The sequence below is a fragment of the Candidatus Chryseobacterium colombiense genome (genome assembly GCA_029203185.1).
GTDB lineage: Bacteria > Bacteroidota > Bacteroidia > Flavobacteriales > Weeksellaceae > Chryseobacterium > Chryseobacterium colombiense.
In genome coordinates this window covers 475,046-499,961 of sequence record CP119310.1, presented here as the reverse complement: position 1 = coordinate 499,961, position 24,916 = coordinate 475,046, and the positions used below count along the sequence as shown (strand labels likewise).

Sequence of the window (24,916 nt, the reverse complement as noted above, 5' to 3'; positions counted from 1 at the left end):
CCTTCAAGGTTTTTGAAACCTTGAAGGTTTGGATTTTAAATTATTCTGTGGTGAAAGGTGATGCAGGAAGTCCGGTTTTGTTTTTCAGATTTCCATTTGGATTGTCTGCCCAGTCGTAACGGACTGCAACAGGATTTGTTACCGAATCATTCCAAACTACAATTGTTTTTCCTTCGATTTTTGCTTTTGCCCAAGACCAGTTTCCATCAGCATTTTTGATGGCAAAACCTTTCAGTTCTGCAACCGGAGCAAAATCATCCGTTCCGGGTTTGAAAGTAAGAACGATTTTGTTTCCATTTGATTTCATCGACTGATAAACCGGTCCGTCTGCAACGATGTTTTTCCCGTAAGCCGATTTCATTGCCTGCAAAGCCAGCCTGTCTCCTACTGTTTTTTTATCGAGTGGATGAATGTCATTCCATTCCCCGACATCGATGATTACGGCAAGTCCGGCATTTGGAACTTGTAATGAAACTTTACGCTGCTGGTCTCTGAGTTCCGCCCAGTTGCTTTCTATCGGTTGTGCTTTTGACTCCATAAAATTAGCCAACTGAACGGTGATGAACGGCATGTTTTTGTTATTGAATTTATTTCTCCAGTCTGTAATCATCGTGGTTAATAAATCACCATACTCTTTCGGCTTTCCGGTGTTGCTTTCGCCTTGATACCAGATTGCTCCCGTGATATTATAATTGATTAAAGGATTGATCATCGCATTATACAATCCTGTCGGTTTCCAACGGATAAAGGTCGTTCCGGGTGCCATTTTTTCCATTTTTGCCCCGATTTTATATTTCCATTCAGATTTTAAATCGATTTTTTGTCCGTCGATTTCCAGATAGTATGGTTTGTCAGCAATGAACTGCCCTTTTCCGCTTCCGTTTGAAACTCTTACGGCAATGACGTTTTTGCCTTCTTTCAAAATTCCTGCTGGAACGTCGTACCAACGCGGAGGATATTCGTAAGTTACGTTTCCGACTTTTGTCCCGTTGATGTAGGTTACATCAGCGTCTTTAATTCTGCCTAAATTTAAAAAAGCTGCTTTTCCTGCCTGATTTTTTGTTAAAGTAATTTCTTTTCTGAACCAAACCGAACCTTCAAAAGAACCTTCCTTGTCTTCCCAAGAACCGGGAATTTTCATTGTTTTCCAGTCAGAATCATTTAAATCGAAATTTTCCCAATGCTGATTTAAACCTAAATCGCTTTGATCAAGTTCTGTGTACCAAGCTTTGCTCAATGCCTGTTCTGAAGATTCTGTAGACTTTATCAACTCATCGTTCTGCCATTTTTTGGCTTCGTCGAGATATTCAGGATATTTTTTCAGAGAATTTTCATCCATCCAAGCCTGAATTGGAGAACCTCCCAAACTGGAATGAATAATTCCTACTGGAACTTTATTTTTCTCGCTTACATCTTTAGCAAAAAAATACGCAACACCAGAGAAATTCATAATGGTTTGAGGATTGGTAGCTTCCCATTTTCCACCATCTAATTCAGTCTGTGGCGATTTGAAATTATACTTCTGAGGAACTGTGAAAAAACGAATATTCTGATTGTTTGCATTTTTGATTTCATTAGAATATAAAGGCGTCAGTCTACGCATTGGTAACTCCATATTCGATTGTCCGGAAGCCAGCCAAACATCGCCAATCAAAATATCTTTCAGGGTTATTTCGTTGATGGTCATTGTGTACGGACCGCCAGCTTTTTGCTCAGGAAGAACGATTTTCCAGTTTCCGTTTTGGTCTGCAGTGGTTTTGTAGCTTTTATTGAGGAATTTCACTTCCACTTTTTCATTGGCATCGGCTTTTCCCCAAATGTTCAATTTCTGGTTGCGCTGTAAAACCATTCCGTCTGAAACCAATGCGGGAAGCTTGATTTTAGCTTCAACACAAAGACTGAAAATCAATAGGAACAAGCCCAGAATTTTAGTAAAAATATTATTTGACATATTAGTTTTATTTTGGTAATTCGTTCAGTAATCTCACTTCAATAATTTTTGGCGTCAGAGATTTTTCGCCTGAAATAAATTTTACGATGAGTGTTTCTTTATTCTTTTCTGATTCGGGAATAGGGATTAACAATGTTTGTGGCGAACTTCCCATTTTTCCTTCAAAATCTTTTGAAAATGATTTGATTCCGTTGATTTCAGCATTCAATGTACGATTGTTATTAGCATCAAAGTACAGAAGGTAAAGGTATTTTGAATTTTTATCCTTGTTTTTCATCTGATAGCTGAACCAACCTTTAGCATCGCGGAAATGCCGGTCTTCCATATAACCATCATAAGCATCTTTGCTGTCAAAAAAGTGATCGGATTCCGGCTGCTGCTCGCCTAACTGAATTTTATCTGTTGTGATATTATCCAGCTTTCGGACAGCTTCTTCTTCCTGAGCTTTTTTCTGCTGAATCATTTCGATTTTATCCTGAGTTGCCTGAGGAAAATAGATGATATATCGCTCTTCCTGAACCTGATAAAACGGAACAAGTTCTAACCCGTTGTTGAATTTATTCTGAGGATAAAGACCATTAATTTTAAATGTCAAATCTTTTTGATTAACAGGCTTTAAATGATCCAAAACAGTTGTCGAACTTCCTAAAATCGTCGGAATATCATTTAACGGAATCTGCGGTCCGTGTGCAATATGTCCGCCACGGCTGTCATCGGCAAACAATCCCTGTTGATTTTCTTTACCATATTTTGCTGCCAAAACGATGGGCCCATATCTGAATGCATAGTAATCGGAATTATCCGGAAGCTGCTCTGTAGAAAGATGCATCGGCATTTTCATTTCGACAACATCGCCTTTTTTCCATTTTCTCTTGATGTTGATATAACCTTCGGAATCGACAGGAATATTGATATTTTTTGAATTAATTGAAACACTTATCTGTGAAGCATTCGTCCATTCCGGAGCTCTCAATTTCAGGTTGATTTCGGATTTTGGAGCAAGATCAAAAATTAATTTTGTGGAAGGTGTTTGTGGAAAATTATTTTCCTGTCTTACAATCATTTTTTTCTCCGACCATTTTAAAACAGACGGAATAAAAAGATTCACATACAAGTCGTTATCCGAATGTGCATAAATCATTTCACCATACTTCGCGTGGTTTTCCATTCCCGAACCGACACAGCACCAGAAACTGGTTTCCGGCTGAGAATAGACCCTGTAATGACCGGGACGCATTGGCGTGAAGTACACAAAACCACCTTTTTCGGGATTTTGAGTGGAAAGAATATGATTGTACAAAGCTCTTTCGTAATAATCGAGATAAGAAGATTTCGGGTTTGTGGCGAAAAGTTCTTTGGTCAACTTCAGCATATTGTAAGTATTGCAGGTTTCGGGGCCTTCAATACTTTTAATCATTCCGCTGAAATCGGTTGTCGGGTTAAAATGTTCGCTGACGCTGTTTCCACCGATAATTGCTGAACGTTTTTGAGTAACATTCGTCCAGAAAAAATCTGCCGCACTGCTCCACTCTTTATTATGTTCCAAATCGGCAATCCTTTTAAAACCAATTACTTTTGGAATTTGTGTATTGGCGTGAATTCCTGTCAGTTTGTCTTCGTGAATCAGCAAAGGATTTAAAATGGCCAGATGCGAAAAACGGTGCGCAAGCTTGAGATATTTTTCATTTTTTGTAATGTCGTAAACATCGGCAAAAATCTCGTTCAGTCCGCCATGTTCACTTCTCAGCATCTCCTGAATCTGATCATCGGAAAGTCCGGAAACTTCATCCGCCATCCAATCGGTAAGCTTGATGAGCATTTTTTTTGCTTTTTCACTATCCGCATACCAATAGGCATCGCGCAAACCGGAATATATTTTGTGAATATTATATAATGGAACCCAACGGTCATTCAGTCCAAAAGCCGATGCGCGAATATTGCCATCCGAGATTTCTTTCCAGATCTTCTTGCCATTCGGAACGCCAGAAATATAGCCGTTTCCTGAAAGATTCTGGCAACGCTCCAGCTCATCAATCATATAATCGAGTCGCTGTTTTACTTTGGCATCGCCTGTAGAAGCGTACATCAACGCCAAAGCTGAAATATAATGACCGCCAATGTGACCATCCAATCCTGTGTTTTCCCAGTTTGGATAATTTGGCTTTTTAGGGTTAAGTCCTGCTTCTTTCAGGTATGGCGCCAGCAAACGGTCTGCATCCATCGACATCATGTAGTTCTTATCCGTCTGCATCGCCCTGCTGAAAACACTTTCCGACAAAGCGACCTTATTCAGCGGAAAATAACTGACTGTTTTGCTCACCTGCCCAAAAGCAAGCGTGCCCAAACCTAAAAATACTATCAGCGATTTTTTATTCATTAATAAATGTCTATTCAACATTTCTAAAAATAAAAGAAAGAATCAATATGACAAAGAATTTTGCAGAATGAGCCGATGGAATCAAAAAAAAGTCTATTTTAAAGTCCTGGAAAAAAGCTGAAAACAACAAGGACTTATCATAAAAATTAAGATTATGAAAAATCACGATAATCAGAACCATACGGCGAAATCGCTTGTATAAAAAATGAATACGGAATGTAGAGTGATGACGTCAGTAATTTATATAAATAACTTATCGTATTTTTAAGACTAAGCCTTGATGATTGTTTTAGAGTAAATTTAAAATGAAAGGAAACTTAATTTTAACATATTTTTAACGTTGAGTTCATCTGTTTTTAATGTTTTTAATGAATAAAATTTAAGTTTCAGAGCTATTAATTGCTCCCAAAATATTAAGGTAAATGATGAAATTTGGATTTTTTAAAAATAAAAAGCAAAATAAAGTGTATAAAATACATTTATATGGTTTCAACTGTAAAATCAAAGCCTAAAAGCATTAACTTTGCATAAAAATATAATCGATGACACAAGACTATTCTCACTTTCCACGACATTTGGTAGCTGTTGACTGCATTATTTTCGGTTTCGATGGCGAAAATCTTAAAATCCTTTTAGTACAAAGGAATTTTGAGCCAAAAATGGGAGAATGGTCATTAATGGGCGGTTTTATCGGGAACAAAGAAACCTCTGATGAAGCGGCGCAGCGTGTCCTGAATACACTTACCGGACTGGAAAATATCTATCTTGAACAGCTCAATTCCTACACTCAAATCGATCGCGAACCAACGGCGAGAATCATGTCAATTTCGTATTACGCACTGATCAATATTGAAAAAAATATTCAGATCAATGAAAAATATAGTGCGAAATGGTTTGATCTTCAGGATTTTCCGAACCTGATTTTTGATCATAACGAAATGGTGAAAGATGCGGTTCTGAGATTGAGAAGAAGAGCATCTACAAGACCTATCGGTTTCGAGCTTCTGCCTGAAAAATTTACGATGAAAGATTTGCAGAGTTTATACGAAGCCATCTTTAACGAACAGTATGACAAGCGGAATTTCATCAGCAAAATCAATGCGCTGGATATTCTTGTGAAAACTGAGGAAAAAGATATGACCTCGTCTAAAAAAGGCTCTTTTTTGTACCGATTTGATGAGGATAAATATAAGAAAAAGCTTGCAGAAGGGTTTATGTTTAAGATTTAAATATTGGATTGAGATAGAACTCCTACGGAGTTCTCCCTTGTGTTTAACACAATATTTTCTACATATTTATCCTACGGAGAAGCCAAGCTTACTTGTGACTTGACACAAAAAAACAGGACTCCAAAACGAAAAGCTTGCGGAAGGGTTTATGTTTAAGATTTAAAAGGCTTATTTTTCCCAATCAAACCCAGATGCGTGTGTTTGAAATCGTCTTCAAATTTCAATCCGTATCCGAAAATCCTGTCCATCGCAGAGTGAGCCAATAAAATGATTCCGGTAAATTCTACAATCGGAATTTTAAGCCAAAATCCAAGAATCAAAACAACGATTGCAAGCAATTTGTGATGAAAAAAATTATACAGCCAGGCTCCGATTTTTGGATTGATTAAATATCCAACCATCGAAATATCCGGGAGCAAAAGGCAAAGCGGAAAAAGCCACCATTGAAATTCTAACTGAGTAAACAGGAAAATGGCGAAACCAAATTGCCCTAATTCTTCGAGCTGTAAGAGATTTTTCATTGTCTAAGATTTATACAACAAATGTCTGACAATTGAAAATATGTTCTCTTGACAAAAATCAAGAATTTTCTGCCTGCCGTTTCCTGATTCTGCTGAATGTTTCGGGCGTCATTCCCAAAACCGAAGCAATATACTGCAACGGAACCTGATGAAATAACTCTTTATTCTGTTCAAAATATTGATTATACCTTTCTTCCGCCGTCATCGAAAGATGGGAAAAAACCCTGTCTTCCATCATTGAAAAACATTTGATGATAAACTTTTTTTCAATTTCAAGCCATTTCGGATATTCGTGGCAAAGTTTTAAATAATCTGCTTTGGAAATGGTAAGTAATTCGGTTTCAGTAAAAGCCTGTATCGTCCACCGATTGGGTTGATTAAAGAAAAATCCCATCACATCGGTGATGAAAAAGTCTTTTGTGGAAAGCCATTGTGTAATCTCTTTTCCATCTTCTGACAAAGCAAAGACACGCAAAATACCAGATTTCACGATGCTCAATTTGTTACAAATTTCATCTGAATTGGTAAATATTTCATTTTTCCCTAATTGTTCTTCCCTGAAATAAGACTGGATAACAGACAGATCCTGAGAATTCAACGGACCAAAATGTTGTTGTATCAATTCATTAAAAACTTTCATCTAATACTTTCTAAATTCTGAATTAAAATTAAACAAAAAGAGGACTCCAAACGGAATCCTGCATTTATTTTATTACAATTAAATTTTACCAGAACCTTACATAAAGTGCAGTCAGTAAAAGTAATGTCACAACAATTAAAACCAATGTTCTGTTATCCACTTTGAACATTGTGGCATCGATAACAAAAGCTTTCGGATTCACTTTTGGTCCTGCAAGACTGATGAGAATCATTGCTATAATTGTGATCACGAATGACCATCCCATATTAATCAGAAATGGAATTTCAGTAATCGTATGAACTACACCGTTTTCCAGTTTTTCATACGTGAAAGCTGTGTATAACCAAGTTTCTTTCCCAAAAATATCAACTGCAAAACTGTTGAAGAAAATTGCAAGAACGAATCCTAAAATTACACCTACCAAAGCTGCTGTTCCGGTTGTTCTTTTCCAGAACATTCCCAAAAGGAACATCGCAAAAACGCCCGGACTGATGAATCCTGTATATTTCTGGATGAAAGTAAATCCGCCTTCACCACCGATTCCTAGAACATCCGTCCAAGTAAATGCCAGCGCCAGAAACATCGCAATGATAATCGCCCATCTTCCAGTTCTTACCATCTGGATTTCCGTTGCATCTGCCTTCAAATATTTTTTATAAATGTCTAATGTGAAAATCGTTGAAATACTGTTCACTTTTCCTGCCAAAGAAGCAACTATTGCTGCAGTTAAAGCCGCTACAGCAAGACCTTTCAGACCAACCGGCAAAAATCCTAAAATCGCAGAATACGCGCCATCTTTTACGCCATTAAAGCCAGCCAAATGTCCTTTCGAGTATAAAACGTAAGCTGCAATTCCCGGAAGCATTACGATAATCGGCATAAATAATTTTAAGAATCCTGCGAATAAAATCCCGGTTCTTGCCGTCTTCAAATCAGCTCCCAAAGCTCTTTGCGTGATATATTGATTGCAACCCCAATAATTTAAATTAACAATCCACTGTCCTGCAAAATACATTGCCAGTCCCGGTAAAACCACATATTTCTGAACATCCAGGTTTTCAGGCATAGCTAAAGTTGTCGTTGTTTTAACCGGCTTTTCCAACATTAATTTGAAATGTTGCGGAGCTTCGTTCATCAAGGTCTGAAAACCTGTCAAAGCATTTCCTACAACCGCTCCGTTGATTCTCTGGTCGACAATCTGAAGCGCCATATAAACCGTCGCAAAACCTCCGATAATTAAAACCGCCACCTGAATTACGTCTGTGTAACCGATTACTTTCATACCGCCAAGACCAATTAATAAAGCCATTAGAAGCAATCCAATCATAATGATATGAAGATTGTCACCTCCAAGCAATGTATCAATCGCCAAAGCACCTAAATAAAGAATGGAAGTAAGGTTGACAATCACATATAAAAACAGCCAGAACACCGCCATAATCAGGGAAACCGATTTATTATAACGGGTTTCCAGGAATTGTGGCATCGTATAAATTTTATTTTTGAGGTAAATCGGAATGAACCAAACCGCAATGATAATCAGTGCAATCGCGGCAATCCACTCGTACGCTGCAACGGCAATTCCCACAAAAAATCCTTCGCCAGACATTCCAATGAACTGTTCAGCTGAAATATTGGAAGCAATTAAACTCGCTCCAATCGCCCACCACGTCAGTGAACCTTCTGCCAGGAAATAATCTTTACTACCTGAAGCCGCCGATTTTTTCTTTTTGTAAATCCAGATTCCGTAACCTGCAACCACCACAAAATAAATTAGAAATATGATGATATCAAGAGTTGCTAAATTTCCCATACTTTATTTTTTAACTGAGAATTTATAAATTGTTTTCGACTGATATTTCTGTCCCGGCTCCAGTTCTGTAGAAGGAAAAGATGCTTGGTTTGGTGAATCTGGAAAATGCTGTGTTTCTAAACAAAAACCTGTTCTGAATTCATTTTTCCCACCTGTTTTAGTATCAAATTTTCCATCAAGGAAATTCCCGGAATAGAACTGAACGCCCGGTTCATCGGTCAAAACTTCCATTACCCTACCTGATTCAGGATGGTAAACTTTAGCAATACTTCTCAATCCGTTTCCGTTCAGAATCCAGTTGTGGTCGTAGCCTTTTCCTTTTTTCAGTTGGTCGTCATCAGCATTGATATCTTTTCCAATTGCTTTTGAAGCTGTGAAATCAAACGGAGTTCCTTTCACCGCTTTCTGTTCTCCAGTCGGAATTAGAGTTTCATTTACTGGTGTGAATTTATCTCCGTTAATCTGCAATTCGTGGTCAAGAATTGTTTTTGAGAAATTCCCTGAAAGATTGAAATACGAATGCTGAGTCAAATTCACCACAGTCGGTTTATCGGTTTCCGCTTCGTAAGAAATTTCAAGCGCGTTGTCGTCCGTCAAAGTATACAAAACCGTTGTCGTTAATTTTCCAGGATAGCCTTCTTCACCGTCTGCGCTGGTATAAGTCAGTTTCAAAGTCGGGAATTTGGCATCTTTTACAGGCTCGATGTTCCAGAATTTAGTGTGAAAACCTTCTTTTCCACCGTGAAGACTGTTGGGTCCGTCATTCTTGTCGATGTCATAAACTTTACCTTCCAAAGTGAATTTGGCGTTGGCAATTCTGTTTCCGTAACGGCCAATCAATGCCCCGAAATAATATGGATTGCCGTTGAAATAATCTTCAGGCTTTGTAAATCCTAAAACGACATCTTCGTATTTTCCATTTTTATCGGGAGCGGTAAGTGAAGTGATAATTCCACCGAAGTTAATGACTTCCAGCTTCATCCCGTTTTTGTTGGTCAAAGTATATTTTTTGATGGAATCACCTTTTGACGTGACTCCGTAATCTGAAACCTGTATGTTTTCCATTGTTTCCGGTTGAGTTTTTGATTGATTTTCTTTTTTATTGCACCCGAAAATACATAAAACGGCAAAAAGAATTATCAGGTTGATACTTGTTTTTCTCATTTTTTAGAAGTTTTGCAAGTTTAACGATAATATATTTCATTCCAGCGAAGTGTGTTCTTAAAATCACTGATTTTCGTATCTTCATCAATAACAAGCGATTCGATACCTGCAATCTCCGCAAAATCTTCCAACTGTTCCACGCTGATATTCTCACTGTAACACGTGTGATGCGCTCCACCTGCCAAAATCCAGGCTTCCGCTGCCGTGTACAAATCAGGAAGCGGTTTCCAAAGGACTCTCGCAACCGGAAGTTTTGGCAATTCTTCGGTGATTTCCAACGCTCTTGTTTTGTTGATTAACAGTCTGAAATGATTTCCGAAATCCATCAAAGCTGCATTTAAAGAATCGATATTTCCTCTCGAATTAAACACCAGACGAACCGGGTCAGCTTTTCCGCCAATTCCTAACGGATGAATTTCACAAGAAGGTTTGTCAACCGCCAAAACAGGGTCAACTTCCAACATATGTGAACCTAAAATCGAAGGATTTGAAGGATTCAAATGATAAGTATAATCTTCCATAAAGGCATTTCCGCCTTCAAGGCCTTGTCCCATTGTTTTCATCGCACGAACTAAAGCGGCCGTTTTCCAATCGCCTTCCCCAGCAAATCCGTAACCTTTTTCCATTAATCTTTGAACGGCAATTCCAGGCAATTGCTCCAAACCATGAAGATCTTCGAAAGTATCAGAGAAACCTTTGAAATTTCCGTCTTTCAGGAATTTTTCCAAACCTAATTCAATTCTTGCGGCAACTTCCAGAGATTTTCTGTTCGAGCCTCCGGAAAGAAGAGATTCTGCCATTTTGTATGAGGCTTCATATTCTTCAATTAAGGTTTTAATTTCACCATCGCCAATGGAATTGACAACGCTTACCAAATCCCCGATTCCCCAAGTGTTTACCGAAAATCCAAATTTGGTTTCCGCTTCTACTTTATCTCCGTCGGTAACGGCCACAAATCTCATATTATCACCAAAACGGGCAAACTTCGCACCTTGCCAATCATCCCAACCTGCGGCAACTCTACTCCATTCTCCGATTTGTTTCTGAACTCTTTCTTCAGCCCAATGTCCTACAACAACTTTTCTGTTTTTGCGCAGACGGCTTACCATAAATCCGAATTCCCTGTCGCCGTGAGCCGCTTGGTTTAAGTTCATAAAGTCCATATCCATCGTAGACCACGGAATATCCTGATTGAACTGCGTGTGAAGATGTAACATTGGCTTTTGCAAGGCAGTTAATCCGCGGATCCACATTTTTGCGGGTGAAAACGTGTGCATCCAGGTTACGATTCCGATGCAGTCTTTTGCAAAGTTAGCAGCCGTAAGTGTTTCAAAGATTTCTTCCGTCGTTTTTACAGTTGGCTTCAAAACCACTTTTACAGGAATCTGTGACGAAGCATTGAATGCTTCTACGATTTTTGCAGAATGTTCCGCAACCTGTGCTAATGTTTCAGGGCCGTATAAATGCTGGCTTCCGGTGATAAACCAGATTTCTTTCGTATTGAGAGGTGTTAACATATTTTTAGTTGATTGTTTTTGGTTGATAGTTTAATATTGTGTTTGTCATTCCGAGGAACGAGAAATCTCTGTTGATAATAAAGATTCTTCACTACACTACGTTTCGTTCAGAATGACAGACTTTATTTAATTCTATTATTGTCCGTAATAAGCATTTTTGCCGTGTTTCCGTTCGTAATGTTTTTTGATGAGTGAATCTTTCAAACGAGGTGCGTTTGGATTGATTTGTCTTGTGAGATACGCCATTTCAGCGATGGTTTCGAGGACTTTGCTGTTATAAACAGCTTTCTCAGCATTTTTCCCCCAAGTGAACGGTCCGTGATTTCCGATGAGCACCATTTCGACTTCTTCGTAAGACAAGTTTTTTTCTTTGAAACAATCCAGAATCTGGATTCCGGTGTTGTATTCGTAATTACCTTCGATTAAATCATCCCGCATTGGCGGTGCGCAGGGAATATCTGTTGTCAGATGGTCTGCGTGGGTCGTTCCGAAAATCGGGATGTCTAGCTGTGCCTGTGCCCAAGCTACGGAATAGATGGCGTGTGTATGCGAGATTCCGCCGATGTTTTCCCAGTTTTTGTAGAGATAAGCGTGGATTTTGGTATCGGAAGACGGTCTTAAATTTCCTTCCACCACATTGGCATCGTAATCTAAAATCACGATGTCTTCCGGTTTTAATAATTCGTAAGGAACACCGCTCGGTTTGATGGCAAAGATTCCTTTATCACGGTCAACGGCGCTTACGTTTCCGAATGTGTAAACGACCAGCTTCAATGCATCGAGTTGCATATTGGCTTCGTAACATTCTCGTTTTAATTCTTTATAGATGCTCATTTTTATTTTATTAATGATTGAAATATTAATTGATTTAAGAATCAAATATTTATTTTTCAATTGCGTCGGACTTTAGCCCGATGTTTTATTTTTGATTTTCATTTGGCTTTAGCCAAAATTTATAATACGTTCGGCTAAAGCCGAATTTGTTTTCGTTCTTTTGTAGACGGGCTAAAGCCCGCCTCTATTGAATAATCTTATTCAAGTTTTGAACGTCGAATTGCACGCAGCCCGGCTTGAGCGGAGCTCTTTTTGTGTAGCATAGCGGAACAAAAAAGCGGGAGCGGAAGACGGATATAGCTGCCATAATAATTTTAGTTATTGGTTAATAGTTGTTGGTTGATGGTTTTTAAATGATTGTAATTATTTAACAGGGTGCCTGTGATGACAATATTTACATATTTGCTATTAACAGGGCGCTCCTACGGAGCTTTTCTGCTTTAACTTCTATCAACTATAAACTTTCAACCGTCAACTTTTTCTTTGATTTGATATTGTTTTCTGTGAAATCTGCGAGAATCTGATACTGTTTCATAAATTCTGCATATTTTTCTACTTTTTCCACTTGTGGGAAATATTCTGCTTCGAAATCGGAACCCATTTTCTGGCTCGCTTCCTGAACAGTCGGATAAATTCCAGCCGCAACAGCCGCATAAATGGCTGCACCCAAAGCCGGAGCCTGGTCTGAAGCTGCCACTACAATCGGCATATTAAGAACGTTGGCCAAAGTCTGCATAATGAAAGGTGATTTTCTGGCAACGCCTCCGATTCCGATTACTTTTTCGATTTTTACGCCTTCATCCTCAAAACGGTCGACGATTTTTTTGGCTCCAAAGCAAATAGCATTCACCAACGCTTTGAAAATATGCGGTGCTTTTGTACCCAAGGAAAGGTTGCTGATTGCCATTTTCAGTTCCTGATTGGCATCGGGAGTCCTTCGTCCGTTAATCCAATCCAAAGCAACCGGAACCACCTCTGAAAGTGGAATTTTTTCCGCTTCCAAAGTGAGATTGCGAATAAGATTGTTTTCTATTTCTTCTTTCAGCAACTGCTTTTGATTTTCGTCAATCACGTTGGAATTCATCAGAATATGGTGTGTCGGCCAGGTCAGAATATCTTTGTACCACGCCAAAACATCACCAAATGCGGATTGCCCCGCTTCTAATCCCATCAATCCCGGAATGACGGAACCATCTACCTGTCCGCAGATTCCTTTAACCGTTTTGTCGCCGATAATTTCGTTAGGAGCCACCATAATATCGCAGGTTGACGTTCCCATAATTCTGATCAGTGTATTCTCCTCGACTTTTGCGCCGACCGCTCCGGAATGCGCGTCGAAAGTTCCGACAGCAATTACCGTATTGGTCGTTAAGCCTAATTTTGTTCCCCATTCTTCATTAAGATTTCCGGCAACTTCGTCCGAAGTATAGCTTTTATCGTACAATCTGTCATGAAGTTCTGCCAGTGAAGCATCCAATTGACCAAGAAACTCTTTGGAGGGAAGTCCGTCCCACGACTCGTGCCACATTGCTTTGTGACCCGCCGCACAACGGCTTCTTTTAAACGTTGCTAAATCCTGATTATCGGAAAGTAAAAATGTGAGGTAATCGCAATGTTCCATCCAGCTGTATGCGGCATTTTTAACGGATTCATCTTCTCTGTTGATGTGAAGAATTTTTGCCCAAAACCATTCGGAAGAATAGATTCCTCCTTCAAATTTTGTATAATCTTCGCCGCCCCAGTTTCTTGCAAGATGATTGATTTCTTCGGCTTCACCAATGGAAGTGTGATCTTTCCACAGCACCATCATTGCATTCGGATTTTCTGAAAATTCAGGCAAAAGTGATAATGCAGTTCCTTCTTTATTCACGGGAAGAGGTGATGAACCTGTTGTATCAATACAAATGCTGAGGATATTTTCAGGCGCAACGCCACTTTCTTTGACAACGGTTGAAATGGTTTTTTCCAACCCTTCGATATGGTCTAGTGGGTGTTGACGAAATTGATTTTCTTCCGGCTTGCAGAATTTTCCTTCTTTCCATCTCTTGTAATAGCTTACGGAAGTTGCCAGTTCTGCCCCGTTTTCCGTATCAATCAAAACGGCCCGAACAGAGTCTGTTCCGTAGTCTAAGCCGATAACGTACTTTTTCATTAACGAAAGTGATTTATTTGATTATTTGTTTTTAGCTCTTTTTAAAAAAATCGATGCAATGGATTACATTCTACAAAGATTTTTCATTAAGTTTTCATTTACCTTAAAGAATTCTCCGGTTTTCTGTTTAAGAGCTAAACAAATATAAGATTCTATTTTAAATAAATGTAATATTAACACTTAATTTTAAATTATCCTTTATTTATAGTAGTTTGAAGCTATTTTATTTTCAAAATCACTAAAGAATTTGCCGGAATTTCAACAGAAATCTTTCCTTTTTTAATGGCCTGAGTTTCTTCTTTTGGTGTAATGGTTTCTGATTGGAAATTATTTTCATCGGAAAGTCCTGCAGAAGTCAGTACAATTTTTGTTAATTGACTCCCCGTTTTACTATTTTTCGGATTGATTTCAACTGAGGTTTCCTGAGAACTCGAATTAACAATTTTAATAATGATTTCTTCTTTTTTAAGATCACGAACCGCCGATGCATAGAGATTATTCTCACCTTTCAATGGTTTTCCGTTTTCGGAGATTTTAATTAAATCCGTTCCTTTATTGTTGGAGAATAATTTCTGAACATAATAATTTGGAGTAGCGTAAGATTTTAAATTATTGAACCATATTAAATCCGGCGTCCATTGCCAACCTTCTGCGTGGGCAAAAAGTGGTGCATAGGAAGTCATTGTCACAACATCTGCGTTGCGTTCAAGTCCGGTCATAAAAGCGGCTTCCGAAAGTGCGGTCAACCAATTGTTTTTGTTATCTGGTTTTACAACGCCAACCGATTGCGCGGCATATTCTCCAGCGAAAACTTTTGGTCCTCTTCTATCGTATTTGTCGTATCTATCTGCATTTTTTAAGAACCATTCAGGGGAATTGTAGTAATGTTCGTCAACAAGCTGTGCATTCAATTTTTTAAGCTCTTTCCAACCGTAATCGAAAAATTCGCCATCGGGAGACGGGCCGCTTCCGGAAATGATTTTAATATCAGGATATTTGGTATGAATCTCTTTTTCAAAAACTTTGTAACGTTCGATGTAATCTGCACCCCACTGTTCATTTCCAACACCTATGAATTTCATATTAAATGGTTTCGGATGTCCCATTTCAGCACGAATTTTTCCCCATTTCGTGTTGGAATCGCCGTTTGCAAATTCAATCAGATCCAAAGCATCCTGAACATACGGATCTAAATCTTCCATTTTTGCAAGCTCTGCAGTATTGAACTGACAAGCCATTCCACAGCTTAAAATCGGAAGCGGTTCTGCGCCTAAATCTTCCGCCAACTGGAAATATTCAAAAAAGCCAAGCCCGAAAGATTGCCAGTAATCTGGTGTAAGACGATGTGAAAATCCGTTGTTCCATTTATTAATCAGATTTTCGCGGTCTTCTACTTTACCAATTGTTTTTTTCCATTGATAACGTTCTGCCAAAGTTCTTCCTTCTACAATACAGCCGCCCGGAAAACGTAAAAATCCCGGCTGTAAATCATATAATTTTTGAACCAAATCTTTTCTTAAACCGCCTTTTCTGCCTTTCCAGGTGTCTTGCGGAAACAATGAAATCATATCCATATTCACAACACCTTTTCCGGTGAAAGTGATTTGAAGTTTAGCTTTTTCAACGGTTTTGGAAGGTGAGAAAACAGCATTATATTTTTGCCGGCCTCCACCTTTGATGATTGTAGAAACCGAAGAAATCACCGTTCCATTTTCATCAATCAGACTTGTATTGATGGCAGAAATATTGCCTGAAATGTTTTCCAAATTGAAACTTAAGTCATATTTCTCACCTTGATGCAAACCAATTCCTCGGAAACCTTCGTTCTCAAGAATATAATTTTTATCATTCCAAACCGTTATTCTTGCGTAGTTTTTATTGGTTTTAGACTTTTCTGTAATAATCGTCAGAAAACCGGAATCCAAGTTTGGAGAAAGTGTCTTTGTATCAGGTTGTTTCCAGCCTGTTAACGGTTCATCGAACTCGAAGCTGCGGTTTTTAATTAATTCAGCATATAATCCGCCGTCTGCTGCAAAGTTGATGTCTTCGAAGAAAATTCCGTACATCGTGGGTTGGATTTTGATGTTGGTGGAAGTTCCGTCCAAATCGAGGAAATGCTTTTGAACATTTCCGTTTTGCGCTGAAAAGAAGGCTACGCTTAAAGAAAATGCGGTTGCGAATATTTTGGTTTTTGTTTTCATTGATTGGTTTTTATCGCAGAGACACTTCGACTAGCTCAGTGTGACATCTCTAATACTATATTTTAAACTGATTTTATATCTAAATTTTAATTGTAAGAGTTTAATTTACTTTCAATTGAAAACTCTTCAAACCTGATTCATCGGAAGTTCCGCCGTAGAAAATCGTGTAATTTCCTGCTTTCGGAGCTAAATCATCTACTTTTTCATCATAAAATTTAAATGAATCTTTAGAAATTGTTAACTGGATATTTTTTGTTTCCTTAGATTTAATTAAAACCCTTTCAAAAGCTCTCAAAGTCTTTACTGGTGCCAAAGGATCATTATTTCTTTTTACATAAACTTCAATCACTTCCTCACCCTCTCTTTCCGAATTATTGGTAACAGGAACTGTAATCATCAGATTTTCATTAGCATTGATGGCATTTTTCTTCAGTTTAGCATCACCATAATTAAATTTTGAATAACTCAACCCGTGACCGAAAGCGTACAACGGTTTTTCCGTCATATAACGGTAGGTTCTTCCGACCATATCGTAGTTTTCAAAACCCTGGTGTTTGCTGGTTTTAGACAAATTATTGTCAAGCTGTTCCAGATTTTTATAGAAGGTAATTGGTAATCTTCCGGACGGATTGTAATCCCCCGCCAAAACATCAGCAACGGCTGTTCCGCCGGATTGTCCGCCATACCAAGCCGTAATCAACGCATCATAATTTTTTTCATCCTGCGCTAAACCGAGTGAACTTCCGGTACAAAGGACAAAAACGACTGGTTTCCCTGTCTTTCTTAATTCAGCCAGCAATTCGCGCTGAACTTTCGGTAGATCGATGGAAGTTTTATCGCCACCTTTGAAACCTTCTGCATTCACCATCATTTCTTCACCTTCCAGACTTGGAGAAAGTCCGCCCGCAAAGATAATGACATCCGCATCTTTCACTTTTTCCCTAACCGCAGCGAAATTGACAGGGTCTTTTCTGTACACGTCAAATGTGATGCTTACATATTTTCCTTTTTGGGTGTGACGTAACTCTATCAGATATTCTTTTCCTTTTTCCATTTTTACAGGAAATTCTGAAGGATGTCTTGCGTCCGGACCTTTTCTGGTGCCGATTTCTTTTCCATCAACGAAAAGTGTGTAAATATCGGATGTTGAAGGCGAAAGAATCACATCACCCGTGTAAGGACTTTTGAAAACGCCGAAAATGATGGCCGATGTATTTTCTCTTCCCACGTTCGGGGCAAGCTGTGTTCCGCCAAAGCTGTTGTAGTTGATTCCGCTTTTATTTACAGAAACATTAGCCGGAGTTCCTTTGAATTCATTATTGTTGAAAAACGTGACTTTCATTCCTTTTTCTCCGCTTTTCTGGCTTAAAAAGTTTTGGTAAAGCGAAGTTCTGGAAGATGGATCGGCAACTTCAGTTCCTTTTTCATAAATGATTTCTGCGTTTGGAAATTTGGTTTTGATTCCGTCCAAAATCGTTACAATGGAAGAAGGTGTTCCGTTATAGTTTCCCAACTGCATCAATCCGTCATCGGCGTTTGGACCGACAACAGCGATTTTTTTGATATTTTTATTTAAAGGCAAAACATTATTCTCATTTTTCATCAGAACAATAGATTTCTGAGCCATTTTTAAAGCCTGCTTTTTATGCTCTTCAGAATCCACAACTGAATATGGAATTGAATTCCAGTGAACGGAAGATTTTGGGTCTAGCATTCCCAATTCAAACCAACCTTTCAGAATTCTTCGCATCGAAATATCGAGGTCTTTTTCGGTGATTAAACCGCTTGCGAGAGATTTGTTTAAATTATTATACGTATCGCCACACTCTAAATCTGTAGAATGTTTCAGGGCATCCGCGGCAGTAGTTTTTTCGTCAGGATGTGTTCCGTGGTATTGTTTCTGGTAGAAATCTGCCAAAGCCCAGCAATCGGAAACAACCATTCCATCGTAGTTCCATTTTCCGCGAAGAATTTCGGTTAATAAAGTATTGTTGGCGCAGCAAGGCTGACCGTCGAATGCATTGTAAGCGCACATCACTTCCCTTACATTTCCTTCCAAAACCAATGCTTTGAAAGCAGGAAGATAGGTTTCGTACAAATCTCGTTTTGAAACTTCGGCGTTGTAGGAATGACGGTTCCATTCCGGCCCGCTGTGAACGGCGAAGTGTTTGGCGCAAGCGTGGGTTTTGAAATATTTCGGATCATTTCCCTGCAAGCCTTTTACGGCAGCAACGCCTAAAACTGATGTCAAATAAGGATCTTCGCCATAGGTTTCCTGACCTCTTCCCCATCTCGGATCGCGGAAAATATTGATATTCGGCGTCCAGAAAGTCAAACCTTCGTAGCGACCTGTTTTCTGAGATTCGTCAAAAGATTTGTTGTATTTTGCTCTGGCTTCGTCGGAAATCATTTCAAAAGTTTTGAGATGTTCGGGAACGTCCCAGGTTGCTGCCATTCCTATCGCTTGAGGAAAAACCGTTGCTGTTCCTGCCCTTGCAACACCGTGAAGCGCTTCGTTCCACCAACCGTAACCAGGAATATCTAATCTAGGAACTGCTTTTGAATTGTCCATCATCATTCCGATTTTTTCATCTACCGTTAATAATCCGAGAAGATTTTCGATTCTTTGTTCAACAGGAAGTTTAGGGTTTTGGAAAGGGTATTTAAAATTCTGCGCCGAAGAAAGTGCACAGAAGAAAACTGATATATTTAATAGAAGTTTTTTCATTTGATTAAAACAAAACATTTTAAGGTTAAAAATTTTTAATCATTATTGTATATAGTTAGTTATTTTGTAAGAAAAACAAATATAAGATTCTATTTCATATAAATGTAAAATTAACACTTATTAATTAGAAGAATTTACACTTAACTATTTTTTTAAAAAATTAAAGTCATCAAAATCAATACGATATGATGACTTTAAATAAGAATTAATTCAATTTCTGTTTACTGTTTAATAAATTTATGTGAAGATAATTTTTGGTTTTTGGAGGAAATTTCAATAAAGTATGTTCCTGTAGAAAGTTCGTTGATTCCGATACGATTTTTTCCTGCAGTCATTTTCATTCCCGATTTCACCAAACCACCTTTTGCATCATAAATTGTAGCTGTAGCATCAGACGTTTTTAATTCAACAAAAATTTCTGTTTTTGCAGGATTAGGGTACACTTTTACCTCATCTTTCTGCTGATTTCTATCTTGTGTAGCCAGTACAGAAAAACTCAAAGGAAGTATACTCGCTGAATACGTATTTTCTTCCGTAAGATAAGCCCTGAAAGGATTAATCATCGGTTCACTTCCTGCGGTTACCTTATAAAATCCCGTTACTCCGTTTTCTGTTTTTAATACATAACTATTGGCCGGAACTTTTATGGTGTGGTACACTCCATTCATCTGATTGACTGTAATTGCTTTTTGTGTAGAAACATTTCCAGTACCCGTAAAAGTAAAACTCCCCGTCGCATTCACAAGAACCGGAGTATTGGCTGGAATGATTCCGTTAGAAATCTGAGTGCCGGAAACGGCTGTTGTACTTGGCGACATCAAATATACTGTCACTCCTGAAGGAATATTCGCTTCAAAAGGCAACAATAGAGTTTCATACCCGCTAAAAGTCCTGTTGTAGGACGCCACTCCTGCACTAAAAATAAATGGAACCTGGAAATCTTTGCCCTGGTCAGAAAGGACAAGGTTGGAACATGCTGTACCTGAAATTACATTATTAGCCGTTGAATTTACACTGGAATTCACGTAAAATATATTGTTTGAATTGATGCTCAAAGGCTGCCAATTGTTCGAAGTCGTAATCCCTGAAGTAGTTCTGAAATCCAGCGATGTGAAATACCCGTTTTCCAGAGCATCCATAAGATTACTGTCGCTATCTGAATAAGTTCCTCCAAATTTTGAGGCAATTTCGTTTCCTACATTAAAATAAACATCACCCAAATTCAATATAAGAACTGAACTGTAATTTGAATTTCTGAGTCCTAGAATTCCTTTGCAGCCGTCAGTAAGAACTTGTCTTGAGATATCCAGAGTGATATCAAAACCTCCATTTGGTGGGAAAGTAATTTTTCCGTAATTATAAGAATTTACAGCGCCCTGACTGTTGATATAATACAATGTCGTATTATCCGAATAACTTTGTCCTGCAGTGGTAAAACTATTTACATGTAAGATAAATTTATTGTATCTGTCATTCAGCTGAAGATAACCGTTTGAGGCAGTCATATTATTGCTGATCAAAGGGCTCGGATTGGAAAAAGTCACCGTTGTATTACTCATATTAAAAGAAGTCCCGAAAGCTGAATTGGTTGTTGTTTGGGTTTCAATTTTATTGTAATGGATATTCCCGCCAGTCATAAGAGACACCGGTCTGTCACCGCTTTTATTAAATACAAAAGTCATCACACTTGAAGGGGCAATCTCCACACCGGGACGGAAAGTTGGTGTACTTAAAGAAATGGGAGTCGTAAGCATATTAGACGAAGTATTGGTCAATACTTTTGTGCCCGAAGTTGTATAAAAAGGCAGATCTACTTTAAGATTGTATGTACTTGAAGAAGGATTAATAACCATTAAAACAATCTGGTTACCATCTAAAGAAATATAAGAGGACCCCTGTAAATTTCCTGTTTTATCATCCCATTTAGCATCAATTCTTGTTTTTCCTGTTGTATATTTTGCATAATGAGAAAGGATATATCCTCTTTTAGACATTACTCCAGCTGGGGTACCATACGTTCCGTCTCCCATTAATCCATAATACCGTTTTGAAGCATAATGAATCCATGCATTGATGTTTCCAAGCATAGCATTGTTTATACTTGAAGCGAAATTAAATGCATCAAGATCCCAGTTAAAATCACGCGGGGCCTGATTTCCTGAGTTCCAGTTGATCAGATACTCAGTTTGCCAGATTTCTTTACCATAATTCTGAAATTGTTTGTAAGCCGACTGCATCAATCCATACTGATGCCCTCCATAAACTTCGAAATTAGCCATGGTGGCGGTATTCAGCATTGCATTGGCAAAATTATCGGTAAGACCTACACTTTCAGGTGCAATTACTTTACAATTGATGAGATGTCCGTAATCTTTTACAAATGTGGCAATCTGAGTCGGAGTCCAGATACACCCTTGATATTGCGCCATTTCATCCGGTTCATTTTGAATAGAAATATAATCGAGATCTACGCCATTCGTCTGAAGATAAGTAACAAAACTATTGAGATACAAGGCATAATCCTGATAGTTTTGAGTTTTTAAATATCCGATCTGCTGCACTCCGTTAGCATCGGTATAAACTGCATTAACGTGGTTATTGGTTTTCCAGGCTGCAGGCATCGTCCACGGACTTGCAAAAATGGTAAGTCCCATAGATTTTGCCAGCTGTGCAGTGGCTAATACAGAGCTCCAATTGTTACTGTCTTCGGGAATATACAGTCTCATAATATTGTACCCCCCTTCACTTCCCGTTCCCCAAAGGGTCTGAATCTCCGAAGTAGACATATGATTGTAAGCAAACTGCGGACTGCAGACAAAACCTCCGAATCCTTTTATTTTTTGGTAAGAAATACTTTTGTCGATTTTAACCGTGGTAAGCTGCCCGTATAAAAAGCAACTGGAAAACAGACATATATATTGAATTATAATAAAGTTGATTAATTTTTTCATAATGTTCTAGTTTTAATTTTTATAATTTTCAATAAAGTATGGATAATACAATCCCCTTCAAGACAGTTAATTATTCAAAAAAACCATCAAGAAAATACCCTGAAATATTTCAGGCAGCGGTTTAAATAAAGTTATATTACAAAGCCCCTGCTGTTTTCCTTTTCATTTATTTGCTGAAAACAATACTTAAAGAAGTTGATTGATAAATAAGATTAATGTTTCATAAGCAAAGCGTTGATTTTATTAATATTTGCTAATTTTCAGTGAAGAATCTCACTTTCCGGTGCACCCAGATAAGAAGGCTGTAAACCTCCTGTATTGATTAATATTTTTTCAAGCACGATTCCCGGCTCCAGAACACGGAATCGCAGCGTATGTTTTCCAGGTTGGGAAATCTGGTGTTTCGTTATAGATTTAATGATATGTTCAGATTGCCATCTTCCCAATTCACCTTTGTAATGACCATTGAAATTGACAATCTGCGGAGTTCCGCCATCAAAAGAAATCTCATAACGCAATCCTTTATTATGATTAAAATTCAAAGTTGGAGCCAATAACAATTGGACATCAAACTCACCTTTTGATTCAAAATTTATATCATATTCCAGATAGAGATTTTCATCAGGTTTTGGGTAAGCATTCTGTGGAAATGTCGTCACACCGGATTTAGTTTTCCCGAAATCAGGAATCACTTCCCAACGGATCCGGTCTGAAAAATTCATTCTTGCAAAATTTTCCGCCTCAATGGAAACATAACCGTTTTTCTCCTGAAACACTTTCTCTTTCGAAGCATTATCATCATATACATGGGTAACTTCAGGCATTATATTTTCTTTTCCGTCTGCCCAGGTTTTATATCCTATTCTCATCTGGTCCATCATATGCTGCCACTTTCCGCCGGCAATCTCATGGTTGTATTTATGATCCAAATAAGCATTTCTTTCAAAACATTCTTTCACTTTGTCAGCATAATAATTTGCTTTTAAGTCATATTTGGCAGCCAATTCCCTGTTTTTGGCAACGGCATAATACATTTCATACAAATTGCTGCAAGCATCGATAGGATAAAGAACCAACTGATAATAAGCATCCTGATATTCCGCAGGAATCTGTTCTTTCAAATGCAGTGCATCAATAGCCAAAGCTCTGTAATCATTTAAAACGGTTTCGAATTCATTATAATTTTCCAGACTGAATGCTTTGCTGTCCAGTGTTTCAGGCGTTACACGACGGTTGTATTTTGAATAAAGATTGATCATTCTTGCAATTTCTTTGGCGTATTTTTCACCAAATTGCTGTGCCGCCCATTTTTCAGTGTATTTCAAAAGATTTTTTGAGTTGAATTGCTTCGGATTCCAGGCCATTTCCAGGAAAAAGCTGATTGGGAATTCCATCGGCTTTAAATCTCCGACATTCACAACCCAAACCTTATCGACTTTATGCTCGTAAGAAAGATTCATCTGTTCCCAAACTCTCTGAATCGGACTGATATTAATCCATTTTGAATTTCTCGGTCCTCCCACATAATCAAAATGGTAATACATTCCGTAACCGCCTTTATGCAAAGGTTTTGAAAGATCCGGAAGTTTTCTCACATTTCCCCAATTGTCATCACAAAACAATAGAATTACATCGTCCGGAACGCGCATTCCTTTGTCATAATAATCCTGAACTTCTTTATACAAAGCCCAAACCTGAGGCGTTTTCTCCGCTTTTTTTCCTGTTACATCAGCAATGATTTTTCGCTGGTCTTTCACAATTTTTTCAAGCAAGGAGATATTAGTTCCATCTCCCATCGCTTCATCGCCGTCGCCGCGCATTCCGACTGTGACTAATTTTTCCCAGTTTTTGCTTCTTTCAAGTCCCAATTTCCAGAATTCCTGCAAAACTTTCTCATTTTTCGAATAATCCCAGACATTCGGCAAACTATTCTTTTTGATGTATCGATGCCAATCGGTTTGAGCCTGCGCCATCGGTTCGTGGTGCGAAGTTCCCATGATGATTCCCATTTCGTTGGCTAAAGGCCCGTTCAAAGGATCATCGTCGTAGAAAGCTTTTCCCCACATTGCAGGCCAGATATAATTGCCTTTCATTCGTAAAATCAATTCAAAAACTTTTTCGTAAAATTTAGAGTTGATTCCGCCAAAAGTAGCTCTTGCCCATCCTCCGAGTGAAGGTTCTTCATCATTCAGGAAAATCCCGCGATATTCTACTGCAGGTTCTCCATCTGTGTAAATTCCTTTTTTAAAGTATAGATTTTCTTTTTTCTCAACCGGAACATCCGCCCAATAATACCACGGCGAAACCCCAATTTGCTGGGACATTTCGTAAATTCCGTAAATTGTTCCGCGTTTGTCACTTCCCGCAATCACAATCGCTTCGGAAACTCCGGGAAACGGATTGCTGATATTTTGAATGATGTATTTTTCTTTTTTTCCTGTTAAAGATTTTCCATCAATTTTTTTCTGTTTAATTAAATCGTCAATTACAGATCTTGTTCCAACTGTTCCGATGATAATCAGCGGAGTTTGCTGTCCGGAAATCTGATTCAGAATATTTGGCTGGCTTCCTGTCACTTTCTGAAAGTCAGATTGTAAGTTTTTAACGGCTCTCAAAATACCATTATCTATTCCTGAATTGACAAAAATCGAAAGATTGACCGATTTTTCCTTCAAAACAATCGTTTCTGAATTTTTTTCTGTGCTGATGAATGGTTCAGCCGCATTTATCCGAAGACAAAATCCGAATAACGTGACGAGAAAAAATATTTTTATTTGATTCATAATCTTTTATTTTATGTTTTATCTGAAACTTTCAAAGTTTTAAAACCTTGAAGGT

The 24,916-nt window shown here is 38.3% G+C and carries 14 protein-coding genes; 1 reads left to right on the top strand and 13 read right to left on the bottom strand.

Features of this window, described 5'->3' with window-relative positions:
- Positions 1–40: 40 nt before the first annotated feature.
- Together P0Y62_02075 and P0Y62_02070 are read right to left on the bottom strand one after the other, a co-directional pair.
- Positions 41–1,951 (bottom strand): sialate O-acetylesterase, encoded by a 1,911-nt coding sequence (locus tag P0Y62_02075; protein ID WEK70344.1) that lies wholly within the window; start codon positions 1,949–1,951, stop codon positions 41–43.
- Between the two features lie 7 nt (positions 1,952–1,958).
- Positions 1,959–4,328 (bottom strand): glycoside hydrolase family 127 protein, encoded by a 2,370-nt coding sequence (locus P0Y62_02070; GenBank protein ID WEK70343.1) that lies wholly within the window; start codon positions 4,326–4,328, stop codon positions 1,959–1,961.
- A gap of 542 nt (positions 4,329–4,870) precedes the next feature.
- On the opposite strand from P0Y62_02070, the gene P0Y62_02065 reads away from it, so the two are divergent.
- Positions 4,871–5,557, top strand: coding sequence for an NUDIX domain-containing protein (locus tag P0Y62_02065; GenBank protein ID WEK70342.1), 687 nt, complete (start codon positions 4,871–4,873; stop codon positions 5,555–5,557).
- Between the two features lie 152 nt (positions 5,558–5,709).
- On the opposite strand, the gene P0Y62_02060 is transcribed toward P0Y62_02065, so the two are convergent.
- The 11 genes from P0Y62_02060 to P0Y62_02010 all read right to left on the bottom strand — a co-directional run bounded on the left by P0Y62_02060 (position 5,710) and on the right by P0Y62_02010 (position 24,861).
- Positions 5,710–6,078 (bottom strand): DUF4260 domain-containing protein, encoded by a 369-nt coding sequence (locus tag P0Y62_02060; protein WEK70341.1) that lies wholly within the window; start codon positions 6,076–6,078, stop codon positions 5,710–5,712.
- A 58-nt stretch (positions 6,079–6,136) separates the two neighbouring features.
- On the bottom strand, positions 6,137–6,718 hold the full coding sequence (locus P0Y62_02055; protein WEK70340.1) for a Crp/Fnr family transcriptional regulator: 582 nt from the start codon (positions 6,716–6,718) through the stop codon (positions 6,137–6,139).
- An 85-nt stretch (positions 6,719–6,803) separates the two neighbouring features.
- Positions 6,804–8,531, bottom strand: coding sequence for a sodium/solute symporter (locus tag P0Y62_02050; GenBank protein WEK70339.1), 1,728 nt, complete (start codon positions 8,529–8,531; stop codon positions 6,804–6,806).
- A 3-nt stretch (positions 8,532–8,534) separates the two neighbouring features.
- A complete protein-coding gene (locus P0Y62_02045; GenBank protein WEK70338.1) occupies positions 8,535–9,695 on the bottom strand; it encodes a galactose mutarotase in 1,161 nt (386 codons plus the stop codon).
- 20 nt (positions 9,696–9,715) lie between these two features.
- Positions 9,716–11,212: an L-arabinose isomerase gene (gene araA, locus P0Y62_02040; GenBank protein ID WEK70337.1), complete on the bottom strand. Its 1,497-nt coding sequence runs from the start codon at positions 11,210–11,212 to the stop codon at positions 9,716–9,718.
- A 135-nt stretch (positions 11,213–11,347) separates the two neighbouring features.
- Positions 11,348–12,046 carry an L-ribulose-5-phosphate 4-epimerase gene (locus tag P0Y62_02035; protein ID WEK70336.1) on the bottom strand — a complete coding sequence of 233 codons (699 nt, stop codon included), beginning with the start codon at positions 12,044–12,046 and terminating at the stop codon, positions 11,348–11,350.
- 454 nt (positions 12,047–12,500) lie between these two features.
- A complete protein-coding gene (locus P0Y62_02030; GenBank protein WEK70335.1) occupies positions 12,501–14,198 on the bottom strand; it encodes a ribulokinase in 1,698 nt (565 codons plus the stop codon).
- A 218-nt stretch (positions 14,199–14,416) separates the two neighbouring features.
- Positions 14,417–16,399: an alpha-L-arabinofuranosidase C-terminal domain-containing protein gene (locus tag P0Y62_02025; GenBank protein ID WEK70334.1), complete on the bottom strand. Its 1,983-nt coding sequence runs from the start codon at positions 16,397–16,399 to the stop codon at positions 14,417–14,419.
- Positions 16,400–16,499: 100 nt separating this feature from the next.
- Positions 16,500–19,127 (bottom strand): glycoside hydrolase family 3 C-terminal domain-containing protein, encoded by a 2,628-nt coding sequence (locus P0Y62_02020; protein WEK70333.1) that lies wholly within the window; start codon positions 19,125–19,127, stop codon positions 16,500–16,502.
- Between the two features lie 221 nt (positions 19,128–19,348).
- Positions 19,349–22,078 carry a T9SS type A sorting domain-containing protein gene (locus P0Y62_02015; protein ID WEK70332.1) on the bottom strand — a complete coding sequence of 910 codons (2,730 nt, stop codon included), beginning with the start codon at positions 22,076–22,078 and terminating at the stop codon, positions 19,349–19,351.
- Between the two features lie 260 nt (positions 22,079–22,338).
- A complete protein-coding gene (locus tag P0Y62_02010) occupies positions 22,339–24,861 on the bottom strand; it encodes a glycosyl hydrolase 115 family protein (GenBank protein WEK70331.1) in 2,523 nt (840 codons plus the stop codon).
- Between the last annotated feature and the right edge of the window lie 55 nt (positions 24,862–24,916).

Excerpts from the sequence above, each read along its gene's own strand:
- P0Y62_02075 (WEK70344.1), bottom strand. The coding sequence starts at position 1,951 with ATGTCAAATAATATTTTTACTAAAATTCTGGGCTTGTTCCTATTGATT.
- P0Y62_02070 (WEK70343.1), bottom strand. The coding sequence starts at position 4,328 with ATGAATAAAAAATCGCTGATAGTATTTTTAGGTTTGGGCACGCTTGCT.
- P0Y62_02065 (WEK70342.1), top strand. The coding sequence starts at position 4,871 with ATGACACAAGACTATTCTCACTTTCCACGACATTTGGTAGCTGTTGAC.
- P0Y62_02060 (WEK70341.1), bottom strand. The coding sequence starts at position 6,078 with ATGAAAAATCTCTTACAGCTCGAAGAATTAGGGCAATTTGGTTTCGCC.
- P0Y62_02055 (WEK70340.1), bottom strand. The coding sequence starts at position 6,718 with ATGAAAGTTTTTAATGAATTGATACAACAACATTTTGGTCCGTTGAAT.
- P0Y62_02050 (WEK70339.1), bottom strand. The coding sequence starts at position 8,531 with ATGGGAAATTTAGCAACTCTTGATATCATCATATTTCTAATTTATTTT.
- P0Y62_02045 (WEK70338.1), bottom strand. The coding sequence starts at position 9,695 with ATGAGAAAAACAAGTATCAACCTGATAATTCTTTTTGCCGTTTTATGT.
- araA (WEK70337.1), bottom strand. The coding sequence starts at position 11,212 with ATGTTAACACCTCTCAATACGAAAGAAATCTGGTTTATCACCGGAAGC.
- P0Y62_02035 (WEK70336.1), bottom strand. The coding sequence starts at position 12,046 with ATGAGCATCTATAAAGAATTAAAACGAGAATGTTACGAAGCCAATATG.
- P0Y62_02030 (WEK70335.1), bottom strand. The coding sequence starts at position 14,198 with ATGAAAAAGTACGTTATCGGCTTAGACTACGGAACAGACTCTGTTCGG.
- P0Y62_02025 (WEK70334.1), bottom strand. The coding sequence starts at position 16,399 with ATGAAAACAAAAACCAAAATATTCGCAACCGCATTTTCTTTAAGCGTA.
- P0Y62_02020 (WEK70333.1), bottom strand. The coding sequence starts at position 19,127 with ATGAAAAAACTTCTATTAAATATATCAGTTTTCTTCTGTGCACTTTCT.
- P0Y62_02015 (WEK70332.1), bottom strand. The coding sequence starts at position 22,078 with ATGAAAAAATTAATCAACTTTATTATAATTCAATATATATGTCTGTTT.
- P0Y62_02010 (WEK70331.1), bottom strand. The coding sequence starts at position 24,861 with ATGAATCAAATAAAAATATTTTTTCTCGTCACGTTATTCGGATTTTGT.